This window comes from Clostridium sp. OM02-18AC (assembly GCF_003481825.1).
Classification (GTDB): Bacteria; Bacillota; Clostridia; order Lachnospirales; family Lachnospiraceae; genus Brotaphodocola.
On the sequence record NZ_QULW01000030.1, the window covers coordinates 1 to 13,146 of the forward strand.

Below are 13,146 nucleotides of genomic sequence, written 5' to 3' on the forward strand. Positions count from 1 at the left end.
ACTACGGAGCTATGCTTCGTAATCAGATGCTCGGTAATTCAATTGCCGATGTAGTTCACATATTTTTATGGAGGTTTCCCATGCTTCATCTACTGATACAGACTATTTCGGCTGCGATCGCCACAGTCGGTTTTTCCCTGCTGTTTGGCGTCCCGGCGCGCTATTATCCCAGCTGTGCTTTGATCGGCGGAATCAGCTGGCTGGCATATCTTGTGCTTGTTCCTTACAGTTCCGTCACCATTGCAACCTTCGCCGCTACCGTGATCGTCATTCTCATGTCACGCTGGTTTGCAGTACGGGAACGGTGTCCGGTCACAATTTTTCTGATTTCCGGCATCATCCCACTGGTTCCGGGCGCCGGAATTTACCGCGCGGCTTATTATACCGTGACCGACCAGCTTTATCTGGCGGTACAGACCGGTTTTGATGCTTTAAAAATGGCTGTTGCCATTGTCCTTGGAATTGTATTTGTCTTTGAAATCCCGCAGGCTGCATTTCAGATTGGAAATCATAAACGGCGCCGCTGACGCCGCCCTGATATGCCATGCGATAAAAATTAGTAGGAGGACTTATTATGCTGTTACTTCACAACGGACGGGTTATCGACCCGAAATCCGGACTTGACCAGGTTATGGATCTGGTGACCGACAACGGAAAAATTCTGGAACTTGGAACACACTTAACCGAAAAATACCCGGATGCAGAAACCATCGACGCTTCCGGTCTTGTCGTTGCTCCGGGTCTCATCGATGTACACGTACACTTCCGCGATCCAGGTCTCACTTATAAGGAAGATATTCATACCGGCGCAGCCGCTGCTGCGGCTGGCGGTTTTACCACGGTAGTCTGCATGGCCAACACCAAGCCGCCGGTTGATAACGTGGAAACACTGGAATATGTCCTCGCCGAAGGCCAAAAAACTCCGATCAATGTCTTAAGCGCCGCCAATATCACCATCGGCATGAAAGGCGAAGTGCTCACGGACATGGAAGCATTAAAAGCCCATGGCGCAGCTGGTTTCACCGATGACGGCATCCCGTTAAAAGATACTGCCCTGGTAAAGAAAGCCATGGAAGAGGCAGTCCGTTTAAACGTGCCGTTAAGCTTCCATGAAGAAGATCCGGCCCTCATCACGAACAACGGCATCAACCGCGGCGCTGTTTCCGAGCATTTCGGTATCGGCGGTTCCCCGGCTGCAGCAGAGGATGTTCTGGTTGCACGCGACTGCATGCTGGCCCTGCACACCGGCGCGCTCATCGATATCCAGCACATCAGCTCCGGACATTCTGTCCGCATGGTAGAACTGGCAAAACAGCTGGGCGCCCATGTCATGGCAGAGGTAACCCCGCACCACTTCAGTCTGGATGAATCTGCTGTCTTAAAGCACGGCACGCTGGCAAAAATGAACCCGCCACTGCGCACGCTGGAAGATAAAGAAGAAATCCTGCGCGGCTTAAAGGAAGGTGTCATCGACATCATTGCCACCGACCATGCACCGCACAGCACAGAAGAAAAGGCAAAGCCGCTGACCGAGGCACCGAGCGGCATCATCGGTCTGGAAACCGCGCTGGCACTGGGTATCACCAATCTGGTTCGGGAGAATGTCCTGACTCTGCCGCAGCTCATGGAAAAAATGAGCTTAAACCCGGCTATCCTTTATCATCTTGAAAAGAGCAAAGGGCATTTAAGCACCGGTGCAGATGCAGATCTGATCGTCTTTGACCCGGAAGAAAAATGGACGGTAAAAGAGTTTAAATCCAAGGCTGCGAACTCTCCGTTCATCGGAGAAGAGCTTTACGGCAAGGTGAAATACACCATCTGTGGCGGAAAGATTGCGTACAGGGAGTAAACACATACCCAGCCAATCCAATCAGCGGATGCGCCACTGGCGCTTCTTCGATATGCAGCACTACCAGAAAAAGGGACTGTGCCCACTGGCACCGCCCCTTTTCTCTGTTTTTACTGTTTTTCTCTGTTTTTTACTATTTCTGCCCTTTTGTTCTTTTCTTTCACCAGCACATCTTTCCCAGAAAACGCAAAGCCAACCTTATAAATGTGCTCTGCCGGAATTCCTGCTGCCAGCAGATCTTTTTCGTATGCCCGGTCCTCAATCTGTTTTAAAGCATTGTCTGCAGTCTCTTCCAGATTGTTCTCCAGCTTCTCATTCCGGACCTTAAACTCCAGAATAAACGCATCCCTTTCCGTCTGGCGCGGGTACATGACAATATCGTAGCGTCCCCGGCCGCTCTCCCGGTTGGATACGATGCGGTACTCTTCCCTCAGACACACGATCAGACCGAGCACCAGTCCATGATAGAAGTTCTCCGGTACTCGCTCCGCCGGTCCGCCTCCCGTATCAAAATAACGCATGGAGTCATAGGAAAGATCCAGAAGAATATCATTCAGATCTTCTATTTTGTGATTTACAAGCGCCTGGGCAAATTCATTGCAGATGGACATGCCATTATGGAACATTCCCATGATCTCTGTCTGGAACATCCCCATGACTTCCTCATTGGTCACCGATACGTCGCACACTGTGATATCCCGGTCTTTTACCACATGGTCCGCCTTGATATATCCTACGGACAAAAGCAGCGACCAGAGACTGTTCTCATCTCCATCCAGATACTGGAATGTGATATTCTCATTGATCCGCTTATGGACCGGCTCCCCACGCATCAGCTCCTCAATCTCATGCTTGCTCCGCAGCGGATGCCGCCGGATCATTTCACCGATCAGCTTGTTGCTGCTGGTATTGACCCAGTAAGACTGCAGCTGACGCTGCTGCATATAATTGCAGATGGACCATGGGTTGTAGATATCTTTCCGGTTTCCAATAATAAAACCATCGTACATGGCTTTCACATCCTGCATAGCATCGATGTTCTGGCATTTCAGCGCATCCATGACCTCCTGCTCGGTAAAGCCAAAACAGTCACTGTAATCATCGCTGGTAACCGTACAGGTTTTCAGATTATTCACATCGGAAAACAACGAGTTCCTGGATATTTTCGTGACACCGGTGATAATCGCGCGGTTTAAAAAAGGATTCTCTTTAAAGGTACAGTGGAACAGTTGACGGCAGGTCGCGATCATCTCGTCCCAGTAGCCATCTGTGTATGCCTCCAAAAGCGGCGTGTCGTATTCGTCCAGAAGAATGATCGGTTTTGTGTGATGATGACGGTACAACAAATCGCAAAGAACCTGGATGGAAATGCCTGCTTCTTCTGTATTTCCTGACTGGAAAGCAAGGCGCATGCGCCGATATTCTGCCTTATCTTCTGCACGCAGTTCCGTACTCTCTTCCAGATACCGGTGTGCTTCATACATATTCCTCAGGTTCACTGCCATTCCCTGCATGGCCTGCTTGTAATTCATCCCCTTACAGCTTCCAAAGCTCACGGAAATGACCGGGATCTTTCCAAATAATGCCCGGCTCTTTTCATCCTTCCAGACACGAAGCTTTTTAAAATTTTCCGGCTGACCGGCAAATCTTGGATCAAAGAAGTGTTCCACCGTACTGAGAAGCATGGTCTTTCCGAATCTTCTGGGACGATTAATCAGAGTCAACGCGGTATTGCTTCTCAGCCATTCAGAAATGAAATGAGTCTTATCCACATAAAATTGTTTTCCGCAGGCGTAATCCCCAAAATTCTGAAACCCTATCCCCACACTTGCGTCCAGATACGGGTTACGGCTTAAGATTCCCTGAAGTTTCTGCATATATGCGATCAGGTGCTTTTTCTCCTCCTGCAGCTTCGTCCGCTCCGCAAACTCCAGAAGGACCTGCTCCCGCTCATCCAGCTTTACGTAAGTACTGGTCACTTTTCCATCCACACTTTTCTGAACGTAGGGCTGTTTCTTTCCGTTGATAGTCTTGTAAGTCAGGGTACCCTTTGGCAATTCTTTTAAACGTGCGTCAATGTCTTCGATTCTATCTTTTGGATTGATTGTCATAAAAACACCTCCTCGTCAAGCCGTATTTATACTGATCTATTGTTGCAACCTATTTGACAATCAGCACACGATGACTTATAATACACTTAACAAGAGAGTCGAAAGCTAGATATATCTAGCCGCCGGCAGGATGATTCGCAAAAATAGCGCCTTATCTTACCAGGACGAGGGCGCTATTTTTTGTGCGTAAAATATAAAACGAGTGTAATCACGGCACAAAGCATCATTACAAACTGAAACAGATCAGAATATGTAACCATGGCACCAGCCTCCTTCCGCGCAAACGTCCGGCAGCTGACATATCGCCCCTTCGACTCCCTGGGTAAATGTATGATACGTTTATATAATTCCTAACCATTGCAATGTATTTGACAAGATGTGGAAACTGATTTATAATCCGTTTAACAAGAGAGTCGAAAGCTAGATATACCTAGCTGCCGGCAGAATTTGTAGCTAAAAATAGCGCCTTATCTTGCGAGGACGAGGGCGCTATTTTTTGTGCGTAAAATATAAAACAAGTGTGATCACGGCACAAAGCATCATTACAAACTGAAACAGATCAGAATATGTAACCATGGCACCAGCCTCCTTCCGCGCAAACGTCCGGCAGCTGGACATATCGCCCCTTCGACTCCCTGGGTAAATGTATGATATGTTTATATAATTCCTAACAATATAATTCCTAACCATTGCAATGTATTTGACAAGATGTGGAAACTGATTTATAATACGTTTAACGAGAGAGTCGAAAGCTAGATATATCTAGCCGCCGGCAGATTTAAGTACAAAAATAGCGCCTTATCTTAGCAGGACGAGGGCGCTATTTTTTGTGCGTAAAATATAAAACGAGTGTGATCACGGCACAAAGCATCATTACAAACTGAAACAGATCAGAATATGTAACCATGGCACCAGCCTCCTTCCGCGCAAACGTCCGGCGGCTGACATATCGCCCCTTCGACTCCCCTGGTAAATGTATGATACGATCAAGATACTGCTTTGCAAAAAATGGTTATGAAAGGTTATATTTAGTTTATAACCTTTCATAACCATTGTCAACAAGAAAAAGCCGAACACATGTCGGCTTTTTCTTGTCCATATTCACATTTATAGCATCATTTCAGATGGCACTTCAGGAATTTTCCTGTATGCTCTTTTCCATAAAATTTTCCATCCTCTACAAGGATTTCTCCACGACGGATCGTATAAATCGGCCAGCCCTTGGATTCCATATCTTTATAAATATCATAATCCAAAGAACCATCCTCGGTATAATGCATATTCTTCTGTGTCAGAGAAACTACTTTATCTGGATCTACAATAATAATATCTGCATCACTTCCAACCGCAAGACATCCTTTTTCCGGATAGCAGCCAAATACTTTCGCAGGGTTAGTACTTCCAACTTCTACCAGTTTATTAAGCGAGATTTTTCCCTCGTTAACACCTCTCATCAATAAACCAAAACGTTCTTCCAATCCCGGAATTCCATTAACCGGAACTGCAAAATTCGGAATTTTCTCCCCGGTTTCCGGATCTGTTTCCAAATCCTTTTCTTTGATCTTACGTGTAAAGATTTCATTATCAGATGTAACAAGGCTCAGGGTTCCATCCTGAATACCTTCCCATAATGCATCCTGATCTTCCTGACTTCTAAGTGGCGGGCTCATGAGATAATTAATGCCATCTTTTCCCTTATTCTGATCTTCCGTAAACACAAGATAATGTCCGCAGGTCTCAGCCTGAACCTTCACGCCGCATTTCTTCGCCTGGCGTACCAGTTCTACTGCCTCTTTGGTGGATAAGTGATAGAAGTAAACCGGTGCATCCAGAAGTTCCGCAAAGGAAAGGATGCGGTTTACAGCCTCTGCCTCACAGACATTCGGCTTTGCCTCGTTGAAGTATTCCCAGTCTGTCTTTCCTTCGCTTAACAGTTTGTTCTTTAAGAACTGTGCGATATCATTGCTCTCTGCATGGAATCCACACAGAGCGCCTTCTTCTTTCGCAATCTCCATGATCTTTAAGATATCTTCGTCCGGAATCATAACGCCCGGATAGATGGTAAACATCTTAAAGGTCGGGGTTCCGTCTGCCACGAGCTTTTTGATGTCAGCTCTTAAGTCATCCGTAGCCTTGATAAATTTCGGATGCACGCTGTAGTCCAGGGTTCCCTCAGACATTTCCTCGATTCGCTCTGCAACTGCCTGCATAACCGGGGTGTCCTGGGTGGTCGTACTGAAATCCATGAAAGTGGTTACGCCTCCGAAAGCGCCGCACTTGCTGGCGCTGTAGAAATCCAGGATATCGATCGTGCCGCTGAAAGGTGCCTTTACATGCATATGGGGCTCAATAAAGCCCGGCATGATATATTTGCCTTCTGCGTCAATGATCTTTTCTGCCGCCAGATTGTCCAGACCGCCCGGCTCCACAATGTGGGAGATGTGCTCATCTGTCACACCAATATCTGCCTTGTAAGTTTCATTTGCCGTTACAACAGTACCATTTTTAATAAGTAATTTTAACATAAAATCATCCTCTCAAATTCTGATTTACTGTTTTCAGATACAACGTCTTTACACATCTTTCGGATCATACGCGGAACCCCATGTTTTCGGAACCACGGAATGCTTAACCATGATGGCCAATGCTACAATCGTTACAATGTATGGCAACATCTGTAGGAACTGATAAGGAATTACAGATCCGGTTGTCTGGAAGCGAAGCTGTAATGCATCAGCAGCACCAAACGCCAGACATACGACACCTGTTCTAATTGGATTCCAGCCGCCTACCACGCAAGCTGCCATTACAATGAATCCACGACCTGCTGCCATGCCACCAGCGGAGAAATAACCAACCTCTGCCAGAGTCAGGACACATCCACCTAAAGCTGCGAAAATACCAGAAAGGATAACGGTCTGATATTTGATCTTGATAACAGAAAGACCTGCTGTCGCTGCTGCTTTTGGATTATCGCCGACTGCACGAACATTTAATCCCCATCTGGTCTTATAGAGAATATAGGCCGCAATAAATGGCAGAACCAGTGCAATCCAGGTACTGATCGGCTGTGAGAAAAACAACGGTCCCAGAATCGGAATATCAAACATACTCTTCGGGAAAATAGTCGGGAAAGTTGCTACACGAGACTGTCTGGTTTCGGACATCAGGGAAAATATCGCATCTGTCGCACCTAGCGATATCATATTCACCATAAGTCCTGTTACTACCTGATTGGTACGTCTGGTAACAGTAAGAAATGCTACAATCACACCCAAAACCGCACCAATGATAATAGTAAATAAAACAGCTAATACCAGGCTATTCATATAATAGCCAACAGCAATACCTGTAAGGGCACCAAATAACATGATTCCCTCAATACCCATGTTAATAACGCCAGAGCGCTCTGCATATACTTCTCCGATTGCAACGATAAGCAATGGAGCTGCCCAGCGAAGGGTTGCCTGCAACCAATCTATAATCATTCCAGCTGACATATTAGTTCCCCTCCTTTGCGGTAGAATCGTCTGTCTCATCCTCGTCATCTTTGCTTGTGTCTACAACTTTGCTCATACGGCGACTGTCTACTACACCAACGCCAATTACAAAAAGCATACACATAGCAATGATGATAGAGTTCATAGAGGAAATAACACCTGTTTCAATAGACATCGTTGCACCGCCTGCCTTTAATGCAGCGAAAAACAGTGCAGAGAAAATAACACCAATCGGATTTCCGCCTGCCAGAAGTGCTACAGCAACGCTCTCATAACCAACATTCGTAACAAACTCCATATACACGCGGCGCTTTAATCCCATAACCTCGACTGCACCGGAAAAGCCACCCAGAAGTGCTCCAATCATCATGATGATCACAATCTGTTTTTTCTCATCCAAGCCTGCATATCTTGCAGCATTCGGGTTTGCACCTAACATCTTGGTACGAAAACCAAAAGAAGTGTAATTTAAAATAAAGTAAGAGATAATACACAATATGATTGCAATGAACGGACCAGGATGCAGGCTGGAACCTTTCATCATGATCGGAAGCAGTGCACTTCCTGCAAACTTCTTACTCATCGGATAAAACGCGCCCTCTTCTGCAACTAACGGCAGACAGGAAACTACCCAGTTGGTTAAGTAAATTGCAATGTAACTCATCATGATGGAACAAGTAACTTCATTTACACCCTTGTAAGCTTTTAAGTAGCCCGGAATCAATCCCCAAACAGCTGCAAATGCCATTGCTAAAATCATACACAGTGGAATATGAATAAATGCCGGAAGTCCAAGATCCTGAACGCCAAGAATAGAAGCTCCAATCGCGCCAAGATACATATAGCCTTCCATACCAAGATTCCACACACCAGCTTTGATACCAAGCGATACGCCAATTCCGCCAAGCAGCAACGGTGAAGAACGAACCAATACATTGCTGAATGACTGTGCATTACCAAACGCACCTTTTATCAATGAACCATATGCCACAAACGGGTTAACACCTGAAATTGCGATCAGGATTCCACTTGCAATCAGTCCCAATACAATACCAAAGAGAGTACGTCCGAGAGAAACCGCCACATCCCCCAAAAGCGGAATGCTTAATATTTTAGTTTTATTCAATTCTTTCATCTATTGCACCTCCGGAACTTGTCCTAACATCATCTGACCAATTACATTCTGATCTGCGGTTTCGCCATCAAGTTCTCCCATACACTCTCCGCTGTAAAGAACAATGATACGGTCACTCAATGCCATAATCTCCTGTAATTCACCTGAAATAAACAAAATTCCCGCACCTCTGTTGCGCTCTTTCATCAGAATGTTCAACACATTATCAACCGCGCCCAGATCCAGACCTCGGGTCGGATGTGCTACCAGATCCAGTACCGGTTCCGGATCCAGCTCTCGTGCAATAACAACTTTCTGCTGATTACCACCGGATAAATTCCTTACCTTTACATTCTCAGAAGGAGTTTTAACATGGTATTTTTTGATCATCGCTCTAGCATGTTTTTTAATTGTCTTGTAATCCAGAATATGCTTTTTTGCAAACGGCTCATTGTAATAATCTTTAATGATCATATTATCGGCAATGTTGAAATCCATAACAAGCCCCGTCTTCTGTCTGTCCTCAGGGATATATCCAAGGAACGATGGATCTGCAATTACCCCCGTAACCGGTTTGCCATCAATTGTGATGCTTCCGCTTGTTGTTTTACGCATGCCTGAAATACACTCTGCCAGTTCTTTTTGTCCGTTTCCATCAACACCGGCCACTCCAACAATCTCACCCGCATGAACTGTCAGATTAAAATTCTTCAATGCCTGAATTCCACGATCGTCAATTGCGTTAACATCTTTCATAACCAAAACCGGCTTCTTATTCGTATACTCCTCACGCGGCTTGCGATCAATAGATATCGGACGACCAACCATCATCTTTGACAGCGTCAGCTGGGTAGCATCTTTGGTATCTATAGTTCCAATATATTTTCCATCGCGGATAACCGTAACTCTGTCTGTGATCTGAATTACTTCACGAAGCTTGTGACTGATAAAGATAACCGAACGTCCCTGTGCGGTAATATGACGAATCGCGTTACACAACTGGTCACTCTCAGAAGGAGTCAGAACCGCTGTAGGCTCATCCAAAACCAAAACCTTACAGTCTCTGTACAAAGCCTTCAAAATTTCGACCCACTGCTGTTTACCAACCGGCAGCTTCCAGACAATCTCATCCGGATCCACGTACAATTCATATTCTTCACATAACTCTAATAAACGCTTCTTTGCTGGTTCCAAATCCAGCTTTTGTTTCTTGGTTGGAATACCAAGAACAATATTCTCGATAACAGAAAGTGTATCAACCAATTTGAAATGCTGATGTACCATTCCAACTCCGTTCGCAATTGCTTCGGCAGGAGATCCTATCTGCACTTCTTTTCCATCTAATAAAACTTTACCCGTGGTGGGAGGATATAGCCCATATAATACATTCATTAATGTTGTTTTTCCAGCACCATTTTCTCCCAATAAACCCAATACTTCCCCTTTTTTGCAATTGATGCTGACATGATCATTTGCCAGAACTCCCGGAAATTCCACGGTAATATCCTGCATTTGCAGTGCATACCTATCTTCTGCCATAAACGTATTCCCCTCCTGTCGCAACTCATGGATACAAATGGGGAGACACTAACTGTGCCCCCATCTGTATTCATTATCAATATACCTTCTCTTTATTTCGAAAGATCAATCTTACCTGCAAGCAGATCTGCAACTGCCGCATCATAAACTTCCTGCTGTTCTTTTGTTAATTCTGCATTAATAACCGGTCTGATACCATTTTCAGACATGCCAAGAACATGAGATTTTCCATCACAGATTTCACCTTTGGCCTCCAGATAGCCTAACTCATCCCATGCAAATACAACGCTACCGGCAGTCACATCTTCTGCACCGTAGTCTTTTGCGTAATCAGCAACAGCACCAACAACCTTTACATTTCCGGAATCCTGTGCAGCTGCTGCTACACCTGCACCCGCTGCATCCAGACATGGGAATAATACATCATAACCCTGTGCGATAACAGCCAGACATGCTTCTCTTGCTTTTACAGTATCAGCCCAGTCGCCAGTGGTAATTGCAGTTGTTTCAATATCCGGATTTACATACGCAACACCTTTATAGAAACCTGCTTCCATAGCTCTGTGTGTATCATAGAACTCACCTGTAACCATTGCTACTTTATTAGTCTTAGTTGTCAAACCAGCCAGTACACCGCCGATAAATCCTGCATCGCTATAGCTAATGGTTGCTGCTGACATATTCGGGAGATCAAATGTGTCAGTACCTACAGAAAAGATAAACTGGGTATCCGGGAATTCTTCTGCTACCATAGATACTGCTTCACCGAACTGACCACCCTGTCCTACGATAATCTGATATCCCTGCTGGGCAAACTGACGAAGCACCTCCAGCTGCTCATCCTGGGTAACATTCTCTTTGTATGCGGTCTTGATACCCAGTTCGTCTTTGGCTTTCACCATACCTTCGTAAGTAAACTGGTTAAATGCCTCATCTGTAACCAGACCCGGGAAGATCATGGCCACGCTCTTTCCATCTTCAGTTCCGGCACTATCACCGCCCTTATTCTCAGCAGCAGTTTCCTTACTTGAATTATCAGAAGTACTATTACTTCCAGAACCCCCTGATGAACATGCGGATAAACCAAGTGCTGCTACTAACGCCAGACCTACAAACGCTCTCATTCTTTTTTTCATAGCTCTTCTCTCCTTTTATTTAAAGATTGTCTACGAGTAACATTTTATTTTTAATTTTCTTAGCATCAGGATTTTTATAAAGTCCCGCTTTGGAAGTCTCAATTTTCCCCCGACATAACATTTCCAGCTGCAAGAACGTTACCTCAACCGGATCCAGGACCGGAACTCCAAGTGCTTTGCTTACCGGATCATGATATCCGGTCATGCCTGCACATCCAAGGATTAGAACCTCTGCCCCCCGTCTGATCGCTTCTCTTCCCTGATCAATCAGACGCTGGATCGTTTTTTCTGAATTTTCCTCTGCATCCAGAACACTCATGTTCAGTGGAAATACACCCGCATACCGATATTCCATTCCGTACTGGTCTACCATATTATCCATCATAGATACGGCTTTTTCTGATGCTGCTAAAATAGCAAATCTGCTTCCAAGAAGCAAAGATACCGCCATTGATGTTTCTGCTATACCAAGTACCGGACACTGGCAGATTTCTTTCACTGCATATAATCCCGGATCTCCAAAGCATGCAATCATAATCCCGTCATACTTTTCTTTTGCATTTTCCAAGAATCGACACAGTGCAAATGCCGCGAGTGTATAGTCATAAAATGATTCCAAAGATTCCGGGCCGAAATCCACACCTGCAATTTCCACTTCCACGCCAGGCATTCTGACCCGATCAACCGTTGCCCTAATATCCTCTGTCATTGCGTCAGACGTATTAGGATTCACCACTAACAGTTTCATATTCCTCCTTACTATCAGATCAATTACTGATGGATGTGTGTTCCCGTCTGCCCTGCAATTCCTTCCTTTGCTTTTTCAAGCAAGGTAATCAGAGCAGTCCGACCTTTCTTGGATTCTGCAAACTTAACTGCCGCCTGTACCTTTGGAAGCATGGATCCCGGTGCAAAATGTCCGGCCTCTGCGTATTCTTTCGCCTGTTCTACCGGCAAATCACTCAACCATGTTTCATTTGGTTTTCCAAAATTAATCGCAACTTTTTCTACTGCTGTAAGAATAATTAAAAAATCTGCATCCAGATCTTCTGCCAGCTTTTCTGCCGCGAAGTCTTTGTCTATTACCGCTGCAGCACCTTTTAAATGATGTCCCTCAGTTACAAATACAGGAATACCGCCACCACCGCATGCAACAACCACATAGTCATTTTCAACCAGGTTACGGATGGTATCGATCTCAATAATGGACTTTGGTTTTGGAGAAGCAACTACACGACGATATCCACGCCCTGCATCCTCAACAACCTTATAATCCTTTTCTTTGACCAGCTTATCAGCCTCTTCCTTTGTCATAAATGCTCCAATTGGCTTTGTTGGATTCTCAAAAGCCGGATCATGGGCATCTACCTCTACTTGCGTCAGGATAGTAGTACAACCTGTATTAATGCCTCGGTCCAACATCTCTTCACGCAATGCATTCTGCAAATCATATCCAATATATCCCTGGCTCATTGCTACACATACAGATAAAGGACACGGAATGTACTTTTCCGGATTGGATTTAGTTAGCTCAGACATAGCATTCTGAATCATACCAACCTGTGGTCCATTTCCATGTGCAATTACAACTTCATTGCCATCCTCAATCAGATCTACAATTGCAGCTGCAGTCTTCTTTACTGCTATCATCTGTTCCGGTAATGTGTTCCCCAACGCATTACCGCCAAGAGCGATTACAACTCTTTGTTTCTTTTTATCAATCCCCATAATATCTTCTCCAATGAATGTGTCCGAAGCAGTTTCCCCCTCTGCCCCGGAACACATTCTTTAAAATAATCCCGAACTATACTAACTCAATTTAAGCCATATGTCTTGCAGTTGCTTTCTCAGCCAGCTTTGCAAGAGTCTCCTGCGGGCACTGCTGTTTTGCAAGCAG

General features: G+C 45.1%; 10 protein-coding genes. 2 read left to right on the forward strand and 8 right to left on the reverse strand.

From position 1 onward, the window contains the following. The first annotated feature begins 80 nt into the window (after positions 1-80). Entirely contained in the window at positions 81-527 is a 447-nt protein-coding gene (locus DXB18_RS15680; protein ID WP_118541675.1) for a threonine/serine exporter family protein, read from the forward strand. A gap of 47 nt (positions 528-574) precedes the next feature. Beyond that, complete coding sequence (locus DXB18_RS15685; protein ID WP_182430614.1) at positions 575-1,849, forward strand: dihydroorotase; 1,275 nt, start codon at positions 575-577, stop codon at positions 1,847-1,849. Positions 1,850-1,959: 110 nt separating this feature from the next. Here the strand turns inward: DXB18_RS15685 and DXB18_RS15690 are convergent, their stop codons facing one another. From DXB18_RS15690 to arcC, 8 genes are all read right to left on the reverse strand, one after another. Next, positions 1,960-3,960 carry an AAA family ATPase gene (locus DXB18_RS15690; RefSeq protein WP_243103563.1) on the reverse strand — a complete coding sequence of 667 codons (2,001 nt, stop codon included), beginning with the start codon at positions 3,958-3,960 and terminating at the stop codon, positions 1,960-1,962. A gap of 1,115 nt (positions 3,961-5,075) precedes the next feature. Then, positions 5,076-6,485: a dihydropyrimidinase gene (gene hydA, locus DXB18_RS15695; protein WP_118708868.1), complete on the reverse strand. Its 1,410-nt coding sequence runs from the start codon at positions 6,483-6,485 to the stop codon at positions 5,076-5,078. A gap of 48 nt (positions 6,486-6,533) precedes the next feature. Further along, positions 6,534-7,460 carry an ABC transporter permease gene (locus tag DXB18_RS15700; RefSeq protein ID WP_118541679.1) on the reverse strand — a complete coding sequence of 309 codons (927 nt, stop codon included), beginning with the start codon at positions 7,458-7,460 and terminating at the stop codon, positions 6,534-6,536. Position 7,461: 1 nt separating this feature from the next. Beyond that, positions 7,462-8,595, reverse strand: coding sequence for an ABC transporter permease (locus DXB18_RS15705; protein ID WP_118541681.1), 1,134 nt, complete (start codon positions 8,593-8,595; stop codon positions 7,462-7,464). Beyond that, positions 8,596-10,113, reverse strand: a complete 1,518-nt coding sequence (locus DXB18_RS15710) for an ABC transporter ATP-binding protein (protein ID WP_118541683.1) — start codon at positions 10,111-10,113, stop codon at positions 8,596-8,598. Positions 10,114-10,205: 92 nt separating this feature from the next. Then, positions 10,206-11,249: a BMP family protein gene (locus DXB18_RS15715; RefSeq protein ID WP_118541685.1), complete on the reverse strand. Its 1,044-nt coding sequence runs from the start codon at positions 11,247-11,249 to the stop codon at positions 10,206-10,208. Between the two features lie 19 nt (positions 11,250-11,268). Next, entirely contained in the window at positions 11,269-11,997 is a 729-nt protein-coding gene (locus tag DXB18_RS15720; protein ID WP_118541687.1) for an aspartate/glutamate racemase family protein, read from the reverse strand. Positions 11,998-12,020: 23 nt separating this feature from the next. Further along, entirely contained in the window at positions 12,021-12,977 is a 957-nt protein-coding gene (gene arcC, locus DXB18_RS15725) for a carbamate kinase (protein ID WP_118541689.1), read from the reverse strand. Between the last annotated feature and the right edge of the window lie 169 nt (positions 12,978-13,146).